General features: G+C 60.2%; 12 protein-coding genes. 6 read left to right on the plus strand and 6 right to left on the minus strand.

Going from position 1 to position 16899, the window contains the following annotated elements:
* Nucleotides 1-54: 54 nt before the first annotated feature.
* The 3 genes from VSP_RS20025 to VSP_RS43125 form a co-directional block, all read right to left on the minus strand.
* The gene (locus VSP_RS20025) at nucleotides 55-645 is read right to left on the minus strand and encodes an RNA polymerase sigma factor (protein ID WP_156345590.1); all 591 of its coding nucleotides are present in this window, start codon (nucleotides 643-645) and stop codon (nucleotides 55-57) included.
* A gap of 81 nt (nucleotides 646-726) precedes the next feature.
* Nucleotides 727-1098, minus strand: coding sequence for a dihydroneopterin aldolase (locus tag VSP_RS39725; RefSeq protein ID WP_009962924.1), 372 nt, complete (start codon nucleotides 1096-1098; stop codon nucleotides 727-729).
* A 15-nt stretch (nucleotides 1099-1113) separates the two neighbouring features.
* On the minus strand, nucleotides 1114-2196 hold the full coding sequence (locus VSP_RS43125) for an NUDIX domain-containing protein (protein WP_009962925.1): 1083 nt from the start codon (nucleotides 2194-2196) through the stop codon (nucleotides 1114-1116).
* A gap of 622 nt (nucleotides 2197-2818) precedes the next feature.
* On the opposite strand from VSP_RS43125, the gene VSP_RS20045 reads away from it, so the two are divergent.
* The 3 genes from VSP_RS20045 (at nucleotide 2819) to VSP_RS20055 (ending at nucleotide 7059) form a co-directional block, all read left to right on the plus strand.
* Nucleotides 2819-4057 carry a glycosyltransferase gene (locus VSP_RS20045; RefSeq protein WP_009962927.1) on the plus strand — a complete coding sequence of 413 codons (1239 nt, stop codon included), beginning with the start codon at nucleotides 2819-2821 and terminating at the stop codon, nucleotides 4055-4057.
* A gap of 318 nt (nucleotides 4058-4375) precedes the next feature.
* Entirely contained in the window at nucleotides 4376-5809 is a 1434-nt protein-coding gene (locus VSP_RS20050; RefSeq protein WP_009962929.1) for a Mur ligase family protein, read from the plus strand.
* An 11-nt stretch (nucleotides 5810-5820) separates the two neighbouring features.
* Nucleotides 5821-7059, plus strand: coding sequence for a glycosyltransferase (locus tag VSP_RS20055; protein ID WP_009962930.1), 1239 nt, complete (start codon nucleotides 5821-5823; stop codon nucleotides 7057-7059).
* A 58-nt stretch (nucleotides 7060-7117) separates the two neighbouring features.
* Here VSP_RS20055 and VSP_RS20060 read toward each other — a convergent pair whose 3' ends face one another.
* The 3 genes from VSP_RS20060 to VSP_RS20075 form a co-directional block, all read right to left on the minus strand.
* The gene (locus VSP_RS20060; RefSeq protein WP_009962932.1) at nucleotides 7118-8728 is read right to left on the minus strand and encodes a LysM peptidoglycan-binding domain-containing protein; all 1611 of its coding nucleotides are present in this window, start codon (nucleotides 8726-8728) and stop codon (nucleotides 7118-7120) included.
* Nucleotides 8729-9323: 595 nt separating this feature from the next.
* Nucleotides 9324-10469, minus strand: coding sequence for a dihydrolipoyllysine-residue succinyltransferase (gene sucB, locus VSP_RS20070; RefSeq protein ID WP_009962933.1), 1146 nt, complete (start codon nucleotides 10467-10469; stop codon nucleotides 9324-9326).
* Between the two features lie 51 nt (nucleotides 10470-10520).
* Nucleotides 10521-13286 carry a 2-oxoglutarate dehydrogenase E1 component gene (locus VSP_RS20075; RefSeq protein ID WP_009962934.1) on the minus strand — a complete coding sequence of 922 codons (2766 nt, stop codon included), beginning with the start codon at nucleotides 13284-13286 and terminating at the stop codon, nucleotides 10521-10523.
* Between the two features lie 298 nt (nucleotides 13287-13584).
* Between VSP_RS20075 and VSP_RS20080 the strand changes: the two genes are divergently transcribed.
* The 3 genes from VSP_RS20080 to VSP_RS20090 all read left to right on the plus strand — a co-directional run bounded on the left by VSP_RS20080 (nucleotide 13585) and on the right by VSP_RS20090 (nucleotide 16891).
* Nucleotides 13585-14511 carry an ABC transporter ATP-binding protein gene (locus tag VSP_RS20080; protein WP_009962935.1) on the plus strand — a complete coding sequence of 309 codons (927 nt, stop codon included), beginning with the start codon at nucleotides 13585-13587 and terminating at the stop codon, nucleotides 14509-14511.
* A 44-nt stretch (nucleotides 14512-14555) separates the two neighbouring features.
* Entirely contained in the window at nucleotides 14556-15314 is a 759-nt protein-coding gene (locus VSP_RS20085; RefSeq protein WP_009962936.1) for an ABC transporter permease, read from the plus strand.
* 71 nt (nucleotides 15315-15385) lie between these two features.
* Nucleotides 15386-16891 (plus strand): GldG family protein, encoded by a 1506-nt coding sequence (locus VSP_RS20090; RefSeq protein ID WP_009962937.1) that lies wholly within the window; start codon nucleotides 15386-15388, stop codon nucleotides 16889-16891.
* Nucleotides 16892-16899: the final 8 nt, after the last annotated feature.

Raw genomic sequence — 16899 nt, forward strand, 5'->3', positions numbered from 1 at the left:
GAGTTCCTCTTGGATGCGTCTTATGGGGTGGTGCTCTCCACGATTGCTATCGGTTTACTTGCGGAATTCCTCAAGATAATTCTGAAGCTGTCGATGGGCATAAAAAAGTCTGGAACGCACAGTTCCTTCACTCACCCCCAGGATCTTGCTAATGTCGGCATGTTGCAAGCCCTGGATGTCGTATAACGTGACCACTGTGCGATGGTCTTCGGACAGCTTCATCATGGCCTCGTTCAAACGTTTTTGAAGTTCGTGGATGTTTACATCCTTCAGGGGATTCCCCCCGGACGTGAGCTTGATAAAGTCAGGATCATTTTGGATTCCATTGTCCACGTCATCCAGGCTCAGCTTGGTGTAGCGCCCCCGCTTCTTGAGAAAGTTGAGTGTCATATTGACACTGATCGAGTAGATCCACGTGTAGAACGTGCTCTTCCCCTGAAAGCGCTTTAGCGACCGGTAGGCCTTGGCAAAGATGTCCTGCAGGAGATCCGCCGTGTCCTCCCGGTTGGAGGTCATGTTGTAAACCAATCCGTACAGCTTGGGCGTGTATTTCCTGACCAGGTCATCGAAAGCGCGTGTATCCCCGTTTTGGGAGCGTTCGACAAGTTCCTGGTCGGGATCGGGGTTGAGGGGCCGTTCGGACATGATGCAGACCATGTGGGAGCATGGCGTAGGGCTAGACAAACATGCGGGCGAGCTCGCGCGCAAGTTTTTCTTGTTCAACGGCTATGCCACCCGCTTTGAGCGTCGCATTCTCACCGCGACATGATTCGTTCCAGGAAGGATACGCTTGCGGAGCGTCACTTCGACACAATCGACCCGGTCATCCTCCAAAAAGAAGCCGACCAGTTCCGCCGCCAAAGTCTCCAGAAGCAACCTGGGACGCCCCGCCGCGAGATCCCGCGCTTGGTTGGCCGCCACGGAGTAGTCCAGGGTGCAGGACAGCTCGTCCGTCATGGTGTCGAACCCCCTCGCCAGTTCCAGGGTGATGTCGGCAGAGAGCACCTGCCAATGCTCCCGCTCCTCCGTCGGCACGCCAATGCGGACAGGCAGGTCCAGGCCCACTATTTGAATTTCATCCGGGTGAATCATGATCATGATTGAACTTCAACGCTATACCAGTCCAAAGCCATCGCGGCGTCGGATCTCTTCCATCAAGATGCGGGTGGGAATATTCAGGTCTGCCTTCATGGCTTCCTCCCATTGGAGCCACTGGAACGCTTCCGCCTCGTCGTTCAAATGCACTTCCGGTTCTGTCGAGGAGCAGACTGCCAGATAGTTGAGCAGCAGGAAGTGGGCGCTCCGCTCGAATTCTGGCGGCTCCACGCAGTCCTGCACCATCACAAACTGAATGTCTGCCTGCAACTCCAGTGCGGTTTCCTCCAGAATCTCACGGCGCAAGGCTGCTTCACAGGTCTCCCCACGCTTGATCTTGCCCCCGGGGATGCCCCACCTGTGGCTCCACTTATGGGTCCTGAGCAGGAGCACCCTCCCCTGCTGGTCCAGAATCAACGCCCCCACGGTAGCCAAGGGATGCACTGCCCCATGCCCCGTCGTAGTGGTCGCCTGGACATGCCAGCCCCCAAGCAGTTGGGGCAGACGCGCCAGATCTCGTACGAGGATTTCCGGATGCGCTTGCATCAGCACCGTCGGCGACTCATACCCCGTTGCTGTGGCGATGGACAACACGCCCGCGGCATGCGCCGCCTCCACATCGTGCCGCATGTCCCCGATGAAAGCTGTCTCCTCTGGCAGCATGGCCTGCCGCTTCAGGATCTCGTGAATGGCCTCGCGTTTGTCCACCACTCCGCAATAGGCGGCCTCGAAGAAGTCCCGCACCCCATTGGCCTGCGCCTGCGCCTCAAAATGTTCTTGGGGCGCGCTGCTCAGCAGTACCATCCGCCGCCCGGTGGCGGCAGCATATTCCAGGAACGCCCTGGCGTGCGGCAGGAGCGGCACCACTTCGTCTCCGTCTGGGAAATGACGCAGATACAGCGCTTTGGCCTCCTCCAAGTCCACTTCGGGAAGCACTTCGCGGTAAAACTCTGTATAGGGAAGCCGAAAAAGAGCGCGGAAGCCCTCTCGATCCAGCGTGGCTTTTCCATAGTGCTCCAGAATGCCATTGGTCGCAGCCAGCACCCCTCCCAGATCGTCTGCAAGGGTGCCGGACCAGTCGAGGAGAAAATTGCGGATCATCAGGATATTTTGGGGAGAAGCGGTGCCACCGTAGCCTGCCTCGATCCAGACTCAAGGTGAAGGCGCAACCCGTATCCCTTCCCCACCCCCACCGGGGGGGGGGCAGTTCCTTCTGCCGGCAACACCCCGCCCGCGATCTTCAGGCAGGCCTTCCCGATGAGATCGTTTGAAGGAGCAACGCCCTGCACCCGACACCTCCTCCACCCAGCCCATGTCTGGGCCTGGCCGGTGGTGGATGCCCCTTACGGTCATGGCTTGCAATGCCGCAGTGTCAGACTTTTCCAGCAGCGTTATTTCCTTCACATCTGCCACCGCCAGTTATGAATCGGGCAAGGCTTTACCGGACAGCATACCCGGACTCTACTCATTTCAAGTATTGATAGTAGATGAAACTACCAGTTCATCACCGCGCTTTGCACGCATCTGCATCACCTAAAAGGGGTATATTCACCGGCAAACCCTGCAAATTGCTTTTTTCTGTTACACGTTTTGGGTGGATAACCACGACATCAAATGGCATTGCAGGTGGTGAGCTGTCAAAGTGTGAACCACTTTTACTCCAACCCTTCACACGTCCCCCTCTCACTCAGTCCTTCCGACTTTTTTTGACCCACGTTTCTTCATGCGCGTTCTCATCACGAACAATTCACTCTCCGCCCGTGCGGGCACTGAACTGGTGGTTTATGAAATAGGCCGGGAACTGCGCCGCCGTGGTCACGAGGTGGCCGCCTACAGCTCCACCCTGGGCGAGGTGGCCGAGTTGATGGTAGGCTCCAGTATTCCAGTGGTGAACCAGCCGGAGGCTTGCCCCTTCCAGCCAAATATCATCCACGGCCAGCATCATCTCGATGCCATGACGGCCTTGTTAGCCTTTCCGAACACTCCCGCTGTCTATCACACGCATGGCGGTGTGCCCTGGGTGGAACGGCCACCGGTGCACCCCCGCATACTGCACTACATCGCCATGTGTGAGGATCTGGCCGATGTCACGAGGATCAATCTAGGACTGCAACGCGACCAGGTAACCGCCCTCCCCAACTGGGTGGACCTCAACCGCTTCCGCGGCAATCACCAACCTCCGGCCAAACCCGAACGCGCCGTGTTGTTTGGCGGCGGACTCGGAGACCCCGCGATGGTGGCGAAGCTGCGACCTGCCTTTGAGCCCCTCGGGATCCGACTTGATAGCACAGCGGACTGGACCGAAACCGACCGGCGAACGCCTGAACTCGCCCTCCCCCGCTACGATATCGCGCTGGCATCTGGTCGATCCGCCTTGGAAGCCATGGCCAGCGGCTGCGCCGTGATCATCGCCAATCATGAAAGCAGCACCGGTTGGGTCCGCCCCGACAACTTTGCGATGCTAAAACGGCAGAACTTCGCGCCCAAGCGTCCAGATCCCGGGTTTGATGCCTCCACCATCCAGACCTTCCTATCGGCCTACGATGCAGAGTCGGCCCGCAAGGTCACCTTGATGACCCGGGAGCAATGCGAACTCATTCGTGCCGTTGATCGTTTGCTGGAACTGTACGAAACCACCGTCCGAAGCTGGACGCAGCGCCAGAAGGCGGCACGTGACTGGGAGCTGGAGCGCGCAGAGGAGGATCGCAAAGCCGCATTGAACTATCTCCGACAGCTCGCTGTGGCAGTTCGAGATGTGGAAGCGCTCCACGTCACCAACCGCAGGAACCAAAAGCAGATCGAGTCCTATGCCAGGGCAAAGGAAAAGCTCGCGAATGAAATCGGACACCTGGAAAAGAAACTCTCCCGCACGGGTAACGATGTCCAGTTGGTGAATCAGTTGCGCCGCCACTGGCTGGGTCGCATCGCGCTCAGCTGGTGCGGGCGGCGCGCCAGGAACTAACTCACGCGCCTATTGGATCGGCCCGCCGCCAACCAAACAGGGGAAACCACCCGTGTGCCTGCTCCATGCCGTGGCATGGCAGAGCACCGGCGGGTACAACTCCCTGCGTGGGCGTAAGCTGAATCGTCTGTCGGCTGTATTTGCTGGAACATCCTGCCAACCAGCAACCGCTGAGACGCGATTCAGACGAACTACCATGCGCCCCCTTCGTCAGATTTGCCCCCCTGCCTGCCACCTGGCGCCCCCCCTCTCCATGTCCTCACTCCTGTCGATGAAAATGCTTATTGTCGAAGCATCAGCGGCCTGACACACTGAATTATGATCAGCGGCCCGATCTCGACCATCGATTTGGGAACTCCCCCATCCTGCTCGGCCGCAGGACCCGTGCATTTTGTGGGCATTTGCGGCAAAGGCATGTCAAGCCTTGCTGTCGCGCTTCATCGCGCGGGCGTTCCCGTCACCGGCTCGGATGAACCCCTCGCCTACGGCGAGCCAGTGGCCCTGTTGCAAGCAGAAGGGGTGCCCCACCGTCTGGAATTTCATCCTGACCACGTGATCGGCGCGTCCAAGGTGGTGATCAGCCGGCAATATTCCCGGGGCAACCCGGAGGTGGAGGCGGTGCTTGCTGCCCAGATCCCTTACTATTCATTGCCCCAGTTCATCCTGGAACACTTCCTTCACGGCCAGAAGAATGTCGTCGTCGCCGGGACCAAAGGGAAAACCACAACCACCACCATGCTGGCCTGGATCCTGGAGCAGGAAGGGCTCTCCCCAGGCTATTTTATCGGCGGCGTGCCCAAGAACCAGATGCCGCCAGGGCGCTTCCCAGGAAGAGGACTGAATGTGATTGAGGGGGATGACTACGAGACACTCTTCTGGGATCATAGCCCCAAGTTCGCCTACTACCGGCCTTCCACCGTCCTCCTCACCAATGTGTACCCAGACCATCCCGAGTACCACCAGGGAGATGGGTCATCACTGAACCACTTCCGTACGCTCATGTGCCAGCTGCCTGCCAACGGTCTGCTGCTAACAGGCGACAATGGCCCCCTCTCCCGTCAGGTGGCAGAGATGGCCCCCTGCATGCGCCAGCGGGTGGGATTCGAGGAAAGCGCAGACATCCGAATCCATGATTGGAACCAGGAGGAGGACGGCATCCAGTTCACCTTGGGCAACACCAAATTTTTCTTGCCGGTCACCGGGCGCCACAATGCATTGAATGCCGCGATGGCAGCCGTTGCCGCGGAACACCACGGTGTGCCCCTGGCGCACTCCGCGGCCCATCTTTCCGCCTTTCAGGGCGTGCAAGGGCGTCAGGATCTGGTCGGGTCCCACCGGGGCATCGATCTCTATCGTGATCTTGCCTATCTGCCGGAAAGCCTCCTCTTGGTGCAGGAGAATTTTCGCCTTCGATTTCCTGACCGCCGTCTGGTGCTGCTCTACCAGCCTTTCATAGTCAACGGCCTGCCGGGTAAGGACTCGGAACTTTCCGCGGTCATGAGCCAGTTCGACCTGGTACTGCTGGCGGACGTCTTTAAGCCGGTCCTGTGTGCCCCGGTCAATCCCGGCTTTTCAGATACGGTGCAAGCCATGCTTTCGGCACGCGCCACCCTGACGCATCGCGTCGGCACCGTCGAGTCCTGGCCCCAGTCTGTCCGCCCTCATTTGGTGCCTGGTGACGTCGTCCTGGCCATCGCCCACCCAAAGGTCCAGCCTCTCCTGGATCACGTTGTCGAAGCGCTCGCCCACTGACCGGAGTCCACATGCGCATTCTCATCACCAACCATTCCCTCGCGGCCCGTGCCGGCACGGAACTGGTGGTTTATGAAATAGCCCGGGGGCTGCAATTGCGCGGGCACGAGGTGGCAGCTTACAGTTCCAGCTTGGGTGAGGTGGCCGAGCTGCTGAGCGCCTCCAGCATCCCTGTCCTGACCCAGCCAGATGCTTGCCCATTCAAGCCGGATCTCATCCACGCCCAGCACCATCTGGATGCCATGACCGCCCTGCTGGCTTTTCCAGGCACACCCGCAGTCTATCACATCCACGGCGGGGTGCCCTGGGTGGAACGCCCGCCTGTCCACCCGCGCATCCTGCACTACATCGCCATGTGCCAGGACCTGGCTGACTGCACGCGGATTAACCTTGGGTTGGAAGAGGATCAGATCACCACCGTCCCCAACTGGGTGGACACCCATAGGTTTCAGGGCACCCGTACTCCCTCTGCCAGACCAGAACGAGCCCTCCTGTTCGGCGGCGGCCTGGGTGAGCCGGGCGTGGCGGCGAAACTTCGCCCCGCTTTTGAGCAACATCAGATCCGGCTGGAAACCACGGCCGACTGGACAGAGACAGATCGGCGCACGCCCGAGCTGGCGCTCCCACGCTACGATATCGTCCTGGGCTCAGGCCGGTCCGCCCTGGAGGCGATGGCGAGTGGATGTGCCGTGGTGATCGCCAATTACCAAAGCTGTGTCGGCTGGGCCCGTGCCAACAATTTCCTGACCCTGCAGCATCAGAACTTTTCACCCAAGCGTGCCGATCCGGGCTTTGACGCCTCCATCTTGCAGAGTTGTCTTGCTGCTTACGACCCTGAAGCGGCAAAAGCGGCCACAGAAATGACTCGCACTCGATGCTCCATGGGGCAGGCCATCGACCTTCTGTCAGCCCTTCATGAGAAGGTGGCCCAGTCCTGGCAGCAACGCCCGATCCACCATGATCGCGAACTTCTGACGCTGGCAGATGCGGAACGCAAAGCCGCGCTCGTGTACCTGCGGCAGCTCGCCGTGGCCGTACGCGATGTGGAGACTCTTCATGTCACCAACCGCATGCAGCAGAAGCAGGTGGAGTCGGTTGGCAGGGAGAAGGACAAGCTGGCGGCCGAGATTGCGAGGTTGGAGGCAAAAATCGCCCGTTCAGGGGACGACCTCAATCTGGTAAAAAAACTGCGGAGCCACTGGCTGGGCCGCCTCGCCCTGAGTTGGTGCCGCCGGGGCAACAGAAACTAGATGACTCCCCCTGCCCGATCCCAGAAAGGCAGATCTCGCCCAGACCAATCGGCTCGCCTCAATTTTCCTTCCACTCAAGCTGGGTGCCTGCCGGCATAAGCCTGACCGCCCGGACGATGTCCCAGTTGGTGAGACGGAACCCGCCCAACCCTTCCTGGGAATTCATCTTTGCGGGAATGCTCGTGCCATGCAGCCCAAACGGCAGGGGCTCTGCACCTTTGCCCCGGGCTAGATTGATCCAGACCACCCCTACTGGGTTATTGGGGCCGGACCCCAGAAACTGCTCCTCTTCCAGCTTCGCCTTCGGCGGTACGGCTTCTGGAGTGGGGATGGAGGAGGCCCCGATCGAAATCACAGGCGATGCCGGCGCTTTAGGCGGGTCCCGATCTTCCTGCAAAGTGGCCAGACGGGGGGCCGGAATGGCATCCAGCACCGTCCAGAAGTTGCGGCCGCGGAGGCCTGGACGCGCCGATGCAACCGGCATTACCGCCACAAGCCGACCCGCTTTGTAGATCTGCAAGCGTGTGAGTGCGATGATGGAGGCCGTAACTGGCTCCGACGCGTCAGCAAGCGGCTGCAAGCTGCCCTCCATGGCATGCTCGATTTCAAACGGAAAGACATTAGGCACCTTGAAACTGGTCCCCACCACTGGCGCACCTTTGATCTTGGTGTTTATCCGCCGGAGGAAGCTCTCATCGCAATGGAACCTCTCCGCCACCAGTTCCCACGCGCTCCGGTACAGCAACAACGGGGGCCCAACGAGGTCCCGATAGGTGAGATCAGGCTCCGCCGACCCCTTTGCCCCAGATTTCCCAGCCGCTGCGGGGCGATGGGGGGCAGTGGCCGTTGTGCCCGCACCCGAGGGGCCAGCCATGATGAAACGGAGATCATCCGGGCGCAGATGATACGTGGTGAAGGGGTCGCCCAGCACCGAGCGAGCCCGCTCCACGAGCGATGTCTGATCCGTCAGCCCCTCGTGAGAGGTCAGATAGAGCTCCACCAGTTTCTGAAACACAGGGCCGGACTTGCCGTCGATGTATCCACAGGAAAACCCCTCCCGGTCCATGTAAACCTGGAGCAGGACATTCACATACTCCTGCTGGGCCTGCAGTCCATACACTGGCATTGGCTTTGGAGCCGCCGTATTGCCACCTTTTTTCGCCCCAGCCGAGCCCTCCGCTGGCTTGGGCGGCGGGGGCGGCACCATGGCCTTCAGTTCCTCCAGCGTGGGAATCTTCAGGGTCTGGCCAATCCGAATCACGTCTGAAGTCAGGCCATTGGCCGTCTTCAGTTGATCAGATGACATGCTGAACTTGCGGGCAATCTTCGCAATCGCGTCCCCTTTCTCCACAGTGTACTCCTGCGGGCGGGGTGGAGTCATGGCGGGTGCCGCCCCTCCGGGAACGCCAGGGGTGCCCGAGCCCATTGCCCCGACAGCGGGGGCGGATGCTGCCCGAATCTCTGCCATGAGACGCCCCCACTTATCATCCGCCGGAGGCACCACCCGCCAAGTCCACTTGACCGCGTTTTCCAATCCGGGCTCAATCAGCTTGGACGGCGGCGGCACCACCATGCCCGGCTGACTGGTCACCTGGCCCAGCAGCGAGGCGGAACACGCGGTCAGCAGGAGAAGCGAGGTCGAGAGGGGGTGGGCGAAGTTTTTCGTCATCGTCAATCGGGCTCTGCAGTTCCAGAGCACTCAAGAGCAAATGACGGCGCATGCAACTTTAACTGCTTGGAAGTGCCCCCCCTGAACCAATAAGAGCCCCTTTCTCCTGCTCGACAACCGGACACCCCGACCCGCTGAGCGGGAGACACCAGACTGGAAGACAAAAGACTCAAGACTTGAGTTCTGACCATGTGAGGTCGCTACGGGCGTAGTCCGGTTGTCTCAGCCCCGCTCACCCTCCAATCGTCCCATGATCCCCTTCCCGCTCCGCCCACTCTACAGACCGCGGGGCCGGAGACCCCGCCTCCTTTATTCTGGAGCCGAGTCACCTCGCAACTTGTTCGTGGGTAAAGGAGCGAGGTTTTCAACCCCACTCAGTCGCACGTCCTATAAGGTAAGCCACAGGGAGCCCGTTCAATTTTGCGCCAGTATCAAGTCTGATGTCTGGTGTCTTAAAGTCTGGTGTCTCCCGCGCAGCGGGCCGGGCCGCCCCCATCACCCTCTCCCAGACACCATCAACAAAAAGGCGACCCCTCTCGGAGTCGCCCATTGAAAGTTGGCGCAGGTGCTTCCAGCCCTGCTATGCACAACGCACTTACGCCCCCACGAGGAGGCGGGCGGGATTCTCAATGCACTCCTTGATGCGGATGAGGAAGGTCACCGCCTCCTTGCCGTCCACTACGCGGTGGTCATAGCTCAGGGCGAGGTACATCATTGGGCGGATGACCACCTGACCGTCCACGGCCATCGGCCGTTGCTGGATGGTGTGCATACCCAGAATGCCGCTTTGGGGAGGATTCAGGATTGGAGTGCTCAAGAGTGAACCATAGACGCCGCCGTTGCTGACGGTGAAAACGCCGCCTGTGAGGTCGTCGATCTGAATCTTGCCCTGCTTGGCCTTGGCCGCGTAGTCCAGAATGTCTCGCTCGATGTCGGCGAAGCTCTTCTTGTCCGCATCACGGAGAATGGGGACGATGAGGCCGCGCTCGGTGCCGATGGCAACACCAATGTCATAGAAGTTGTTGGTGATGATCTCATCACCGTCCACCCGCACGTTGATCTGGGGCACTGCCTTGAGAGCATCCACCACGGCCTTCACGAAGAAGGACATGAAACCCAGCTTGACGCCGTGCTTCTTCACGAAGTCGTCCTGCAACTGCTTGCGCAGATTCATCAGGGCGCTCATGTCGCACTCGTTGAAGGTGGTCAGGATCGCTGCCGTTTTCTGAGCTGAAACGAGTTGCTCTGCGATGCGCTTGCGCAGCGGGGTCATCCGCTTGCGGGTCACTCGGCCTTCTGGCTCACGCTTCACCACAGGAGCGGGGGCCGGAGCAGCCTCCGGCTTGGGCACCAGCTTCAACTGGGGAGCTTCCACAGCAGCGGGTGCTGGGGCAGCAGCGGGCTTGGCAGCCTCTGGGGCAGCAGCGGGAGCCGGAGCTTCAGCAGGGGCGGGAGCGGGAGCGGCCGTCGGTGCTTCCGCCTTGGGTGCGGGAACCGCCGCAGCAGCGCCTTCTTCGATCGAACCCACCACGGCCCCTACCGGGACATCGTCCCCCTCCTGGGCGGTGATGCGCAAAATGCCATCCACATCCGCCGCGATCTCCTGGGCCACCTTGTCGGTTTCCAGCGTGATCAGTATTTCCCCCGCCTTGACGGCGTCGCCATCCTTTTTGTGCCACTTCGAGAGCAGGCCGCTGGCAATGGATTCCCCGAGGGTCGGTATCTTGATTTCTGTGGGCATGGTGCTGGGCTGACTGACTGGTTGCTGGGAGAGATTATCGAGAGGTTGAGACTAGACACTGAACGCATCTTCCACCAGGCGCTCCTGTTCGTGGGTATGGATCGCCTTGGAGCCGGCGGCAGGACTGGAGGCACGTTCACGTCCGGCATAGCGCAGCACGTGATTGGTCATATCTTCCAGACGATGGCGGATGAATGTCCAGGCCCCCATGTTTTCGGGCTCTTCCTGGCACCAGATCCACTTCTTCTGGGCACGGGGATAGCGGGCGGCGATCTTCTCGATCAATCCCACATTCAGTGGGTAGAGCTGCTCAACACGGATAATCGCCGCATTCTTGATCTCGTTTTCCTTGCGGAACTCAAGCAGATCATAGTACACCTTGCCCGAGCAGAAGATGAGACGGGTGATGCGGTTCGGGTCTGTGGTCAGCGTGTCATCATCCAGCACGTCATGGAAATGCGTGCCGTCGCCAAGGTCCTCCAGCTTGGAAACCGCCTGCGGATGGCGCAGAAGGCTCTTGGGGGTCATCAGGACGAGCGGCTTGCGGAAAGGCCGCTTCATCTGGCGACGGAGGATGTGGAAGTACTGGGCCGGGGTCGTGAGGTTGGCCACCTGCATGTTGCAGCCAGCGCAAAGTTGCAGGAAACGCTCCAGGCGGCCACTGCTGTGCTCTGGCCCCTGCCCTTCGAAGCCGTGCGGAAGCAGCATGACAATGCTGCTGGGCTGGCCCCACTTGCTCTCCGCGCTGGCAATAAACTGGTCGATGATGACCTGCGCACCGTTTACGAAGTCACCAAACTGGGCTTCCCAGCAAATGAGCACGTTGGGAGCCAGCAAGGAGTAACCGTAATCGAAGCCAAGCACGGCGGCCTCTGAAAGGAGAGAGTTGTAAACGCAGAAGCGTCCCTGCTCGGGCTGAATGTTCTGCAGCGGGATGTAGCGCTCCCGGGTGGAGTTGTCATACAGCACACAGTGGCGCTGGCTGAAGGTGCCACGCCGACAGTCCTGCCCACTCAGACGCACCCCTGTGCCATCCGCAAGCAAGGACCCAAAGGCCAGAGCTTCAGCATGGGCCCAGTCAAAACCAGCACCCGATTCCAGCGCCTTTTTGCGGGCGGCCAGGAAGCGCTTTTCAATGGTGGGGTGCAGACGGAAGTCTGGCGGGGGTTCCACCAGCTTGAGGCCCAAGGTACGCAGACCATCCGCAGGCAGGCCGGTCACCACCGGATCATGGGTATAACGTGGCTGTGGCTGGGCAGTGCTTCCTTCAAAGGGGTTGTGCCCTTTTTTCTTCTCGTCATCCGCCAATTCGGAGAAACCTGCTTCCAAAGCTGCTTCCAGCTCCTTGCGAAGCTCGTCCACGCGCTCTGCTTTGAGCACGCCTTCCTCGGCAAGACGCTGCCCGTAGAGGGTGGCGGGAGTGGGATGCTCGGCAATCGAACGGGCCAGATGCGGGGTGGTGAAGCTGGGCTCGTCGGTCTCGTTGTGACCGTGGCGGCGGTAGCACACAATATCCAGTACCACATCACGGGAGAAAGTCTGACGGAACTCAAGGGCCAGACGGGCGGCAAAAGCCACATCCACTGGGGAGTCCCCGTTCACGTGGATCACCGGAGCTTCGATCACCTTCGCGATATCCGTACAATAGTCTGACGAACGCGCATCTGCCGGCAGCGTGGTGAAACCGATCTGGTTATTTGTAACGAGGTGAATGGTCCCGCCCGTGCGATAGCCTGGAAGCTGGGAGAGGTTGAGCACCTCCGCCACAATCCCCTGCCCAGCGAAAGCGGCGTCACCGTGAATGAGGACCGGGAGCACCTTTTTGCGGTTCACCGTGTCTTCCAAGTGACGCTGGCGGGCACGGGCCTTGCCTTCCACGACGGGATCCACCGCCTCAAGGTGGCTCGGATTCGCCGCCAGATCGATCATGACCTCGTTGCCGGACTTCGTGCGGCGCTTCGTCTGGAAGCCAAGGTGGTATTTCACATCCCCGTCACCTGCCACCATGTTGGGCACGTAGTTTTCGGAGAACTCATAGAAGAGGGTCTTGAGGGGCTTCTTAAGGTAGTTCGCCAGCACGCTCAGGCGGCCACGGTGGGCCATGCCCATGACGATCTCCTCACCACCATAGCCAGGCAGATCCTCAAAAATAGATTCCAGTGCCACCATCAAGCCCTCGCCACCTTCGATTGAAAAGCGCTTCTGGCCGACATACCGCTTGTGCAGGAAACGCTCAAAAGTCTCCGGCTGCAACAGCCAGCGGAGCAACTCTTCTTGGTCTGCCGCCGTCGGGGCCGGCAGCTCCACACGGCGCTCAATCCGGTCCCGCAACCACGCACGCACTTCGCGATTGTGTATGTGCATGAACTCGAATCCGATCCGGTCGCAGTAGATGCGGCGGAGAGTCTCCAGCATCTCGCGCAGTTTCACGCGACGACCGTTGGCAAAGAACTGGGTGCTGATCTCCTCGTCGAGCTCATCTTCCGTGAAGCCGAGGCTCGCCAGGCTCAGCAGAGGCTGATCTGGAGCAGTCTTGCTCAGCGGGTTGACCCAGGCGGCCGTATGCCCCACGCGACGGAAGTCGAGGATGGCATTGGTGACCTTCGTGCGGAAAGCCAGCGCCTTTTCAGAAAGTTGCTGACCAGTGGCATCTTTTGCAGCATCCCCTCCTGCTCCCACTTTTTGCGCCATGCCCAGTTCGAAACCTTCGAAGAAGGAGGCCCAGGCGGGCTCGACATCGTGACTGTTGTTTTTCCAAGCGAGATATTTCTCTTCGAGCAGGTCAACGTTTGCCCGGTAGGGGAGAGTGGCGTTCATGGCAAGAATGCAGGGGCTGACACTATGTATCGGGACCCTCTGCGGGAAAGCAGAAATATGACTTGAATTGCAAATGTTTCGCGGGGTTGCGAACAGGCACCCCATATGAAGGAGATACGCGTACGCTGCCCCGTACGGAAACTTCAAATATCCGCAATTAAGTGCCTGCTTTTCTGAGAGTGGGACTGGAAAGGCCCCGGGGCCCACCGTTATTTCGCCCCATCCACCCGAGGGTGAACCTTCCTTGAAGGCAAAAGCTTGTCTCTTTTGCCAACCTGCGCTTTCGTTGAGGTTCCTGATGATTGATGTCCAAAACCTCACCAAGACCTATGTGGGCAAGACCGCCGTGGATGGTCTTTCCTTCAAGGTGGAACCCGGCGAGGTGGTCGGCTTTCTCGGCCCCAACGGGGCAGGCAAAAGCACCACCATGCGTATTTTGACCGGGTTCCTCTCCCCCACGTCTGGGACGGCGAGAGTAAACGGTTTTGATGTCTTCCACCAGTCGATCGACGCCCGGCGCAGCCTGGGCTACATGCCGGAGAATGCCCCCCTCTACATGGACATGCGGGTCAAAGAATACCTGCAGTTCCGCGGAGCGATCAAAGGCCTGGGAGGAAGTCTCCTGCGCAAACGGGTGGGCGAGGTGATGGATGCCTGTGCCCTGACGGAGGTTCGGCGCAAGATCATCGCCAATCTCTCCAAAGGTTTCCGCCAGCGGGTGGCGCTTGCCGATGCCCTCGTGGGCAAGCCCCCTCTCCTCATTCTGGACGAGCCCACCAACGGTCTCGACCCCAACCAGATCCGCCACGTTCGCGAGTTGTTGCTGGCCTTCAAAGGCCGCCAGACCATTCTCCTCTCCACCCACATCCTCAGCCAGGTGGAACAGACCTGCGACCGCGTCCTCCTTCTTCATCAGGGCAAACTTCGCGCCGATGACACCCCTCAGAATCTGGTGCGCAAACTGCGTGCAGCCAGTGACCTGCATTTGGAAGTTTCCGGCGGCACAGGCTACGAGGAGCACCTTGGCAAGGTGACAGGCGTGCGCAAAATCACCGCAGAGAGACAGGAGGGCAACTGGAGCCACTTCACCCTCCGCATCGAAGCCCGCACCGACATCCGGGAGGCGATCTTTGACCTCGCGCTCAAGAACCGATGGCAGATCCGGGAACTCAGACGTGAGCTACCCAGCCTGGAAGACGTCTTTGTTGAGCTGACCCACGTCTGATCTGAGCTCCCTCCCGCCTCCTCGCCCCTCCTCCGCTTTCTCCGATGCGCACCTTCTTCATCCTGCTGACCCGGGAACTCCGCAGCTTTTTCTACTCCCCTGTCGCCTATGTCGTCATAGCTCTGGTGATGATCATCAACGGCTTCTCCTTTCGCGCCGCCGTGGCCATCCTTGAGCGCGGCCCGCAGCAGGGCAGCCTGGTGAGCTGGACGTTCCACTCCCAGTGGTTCTGGCTCTCCTACTTCTTCATCTTTCCTCTCCTGACCATGCGCCTCTTTGCAGAAGAGCGGAAGCTGGGGACCTTTGAAACGCTGTTCACAGCCCCGGTGCGCACGTGGCAGGTCGTGTGGTCCAAGTACCTTGCCTCCGTGGTTCTCTACTGCCTGATCTGGGTACCCAGCCTGGCCAATTTCTTCATCTTTGAGAGCATGACCGCCGGGGCCACAGAGATCCCGCACGGCAGTCTCTACGGGATCTACCTGCTTATCTTCGTGATGGGACTCTTCAACCTGGCGGCAGGGTGTTTTGCCTCCGCCCTTACCTCGAACCAGATCGTGGCGGCGGTGCTCTCCTTCACCATCAGTCTCATGCACTACCTGCTCGGGGTATTTGTCCTGTACCTGGGCCGCCGTATTCCGGAGCAGTTTGTGGAGCTGGTTCACTACATTGCCACCGTCGAGCACATCCGCGTCTTCACCTACGGCCTGCTCGATTCCCGGCCCATTGCCTACTACGTCAGCCTGGCATTCATCTTCATCGTCGGCACCCATCAGGTGCTGGAATTCCGCCGCTGGCGGGTGTGATCCACCCGTCCACCTCTCCCGGCCCACTGCGACCGGCCGCGTTTCTTTCTTTCAGCCTTTCCTCACGTTTCATGTCGGACACCCCGCCCGCCAATCCCTCTGGCACCACCCCGCCCCAACCGCCCGCCGCCCGTCCCCTTCATCGGTTGGGAATCGGCCTCAATGTGGCCTTCCAGACCTTGCTGGTGATTGCCCTGTTTGCCACGGCGAACTACTTGAGCTATCGCCACTACGTCCGGAAGGACCTGAGCCCCAGCAGAGACTACACTCTGAGCGACACCACGGTCGGCTACATCAGGAAGCTCTCCAAAGATGTGGAGATCACGCTGATCTTCAATCGTGACTCCGTGATCATGCAGGACATGCGGGCTCTCGCTGAGGAGTACCGGCAGGTCAAAAAGTCCCGGGTGCGCGTGGACGAGATCGACCCCGCCCGGGATCTGGAAGATGCGGAAAAACTGAAGCTTTCCTATGGCATCGCCCTCACCGGGAATGGCGTGCTGGTGCGAGCCAATGACCGCATCCGCTTCATCACGGAGAATGAAATCATCATCCGGGGTCTGAACGGAGACCGCGACAACCCGAGCGTGGACCTCCGGGGGGAGGATGCCATCACCTCCGCCATCATGGGCCTCATTGAGGGCCGGGTCCGGCGCTTCTACTTCATCGCAGGCAAAGGTGCCGTCAGTCCCGGCGGCACGGAGCTTGCCTACATCGCCCTCGCGGATCTGGGGAAGCAGCAGAACTTTGAGGTCATGCCGCTGAACCTCACCGACGTGGAGTCGGTCCCCGAGGATGCCAGTGGCGTGATTCTGGTGGGCGCACGCTACGATCTGAGTGAGCGTGAAACGCAGGTGCTGGATGCCTACTGGCAGACCAAGCGTGCCGCCCTGCTCGTGCTGCTGGATCCTAATGGTGAGACTCCCCGCCTTCGCAGCTTCCTGACCAAGCAGGGGGTGACCCCGCGCCAGGACCGTGTGCTCTACGCGGAAAGCACCAGTACCGGCCCCAAGGTGCAGTTCTCCGTACAAACGGTCTTCCTGCAGGATTCTCCCATCAGCAAGCCCTTCACCGAGGTCTCCTCCAGCTTCAGCGGGCAGACACAGTCGCTGGATCTGAAAACCGAGTCCGCCGAACTGACCAGCCGCCAGATCCAGGTGCAACCTTTGATTGACGCGGCCGAGCGCTTCTGGGGTGAGACCGAATACACCCAGCAGCTTCCTGTGGTGGACCGTGAAGACACCCGCCCCCCCGTGCATCTGGCTGCCAGTGTGGAGCGCGGCGCCGTGGGCGATGAACGTCTGCGTGTGGACAGCGCCCGCATGGTGGTGATCGGCAACGCCCTCCTCCTTGATCCCGCCACGCGCCTCGCCTCCCACCAGGACTTTATTTCCTCCGGCCTCAACTGGATGCTGAATCGCGAGCGGTTCATGGGCATTACCCCGAAACGAAAGCAGATGTTCCGGCTCGAACTCAAGCAGGACCAGCGCCAGCAGATCTTCTGGGTGACGGCCATCCTCATGCCCGGTGCTGTGCTCGGCATGGGCTTCCTAGTCTGGACCTTCCGCCGGGCGTGACCTGACCT

Source organism: Verrucomicrobium spinosum DSM 4136 = JCM 18804 (assembly GCF_000172155.1).
In the GTDB taxonomy this organism is placed as follows: domain Bacteria; phylum Verrucomicrobiota; class Verrucomicrobiia; order Verrucomicrobiales; family Verrucomicrobiaceae; genus Verrucomicrobium; species Verrucomicrobium spinosum.

Coding starts and splice junctions, on each gene's coding strand:
- VSP_RS20085 (WP_009962936.1), top strand. CDS start 14,556: ATGCGCACCTTCTTCATCCTGCTGACCCGGGAACTCCGCAGCTTTTTC.
- VSP_RS20075 (WP_009962934.1), bottom strand. CDS start 13,286: ATGAACGCCACTCTCCCCTACCGGGCAAACGTTGACCTGCTCGAAGAG.
- VSP_RS20045 (WP_009962927.1), top strand. CDS start 2,819: ATGCGCGTTCTCATCACGAACAATTCACTCTCCGCCCGTGCGGGCACT.
- VSP_RS20025 (WP_156345590.1), bottom strand. CDS start 645: ATGTCCGAACGGCCCCTCAACCCCGATCCCGACCAGGAACTTGTCGAA.
- VSP_RS39725 (WP_009962924.1), bottom strand. CDS start 1,098: ATGATCATGATTCACCCGGATGAAATTCAAATAGTGGGCCTGGACCTG.
- VSP_RS20055 (WP_009962930.1), top strand. CDS start 5,821: ATGCGCATTCTCATCACCAACCATTCCCTCGCGGCCCGTGCCGGCACG.
- VSP_RS20090 (WP_009962937.1), top strand. CDS start 15,386: ATGTCGGACACCCCGCCCGCCAATCCCTCTGGCACCACCCCGCCCCAA.
- VSP_RS20050 (WP_009962929.1), top strand. CDS start 4,376: ATGATCAGCGGCCCGATCTCGACCATCGATTTGGGAACTCCCCCATCC.
- VSP_RS43125 (WP_009962925.1), bottom strand. CDS start 2,196: ATGATCCGCAATTTTCTCCTCGACTGGTCCGGCACCCTTGCAGACGAT.
- sucB (WP_009962933.1), bottom strand. CDS start 10,469: ATGCCCACAGAAATCAAGATACCGACCCTCGGGGAATCCATTGCCAGC.
- VSP_RS20060 (WP_009962932.1), bottom strand. CDS start 8,728: ATGACGAAAAACTTCGCCCACCCCCTCTCGACCTCGCTTCTCCTGCTG.
- VSP_RS20080 (WP_009962935.1), top strand. CDS start 13,585: ATGATTGATGTCCAAAACCTCACCAAGACCTATGTGGGCAAGACCGCC.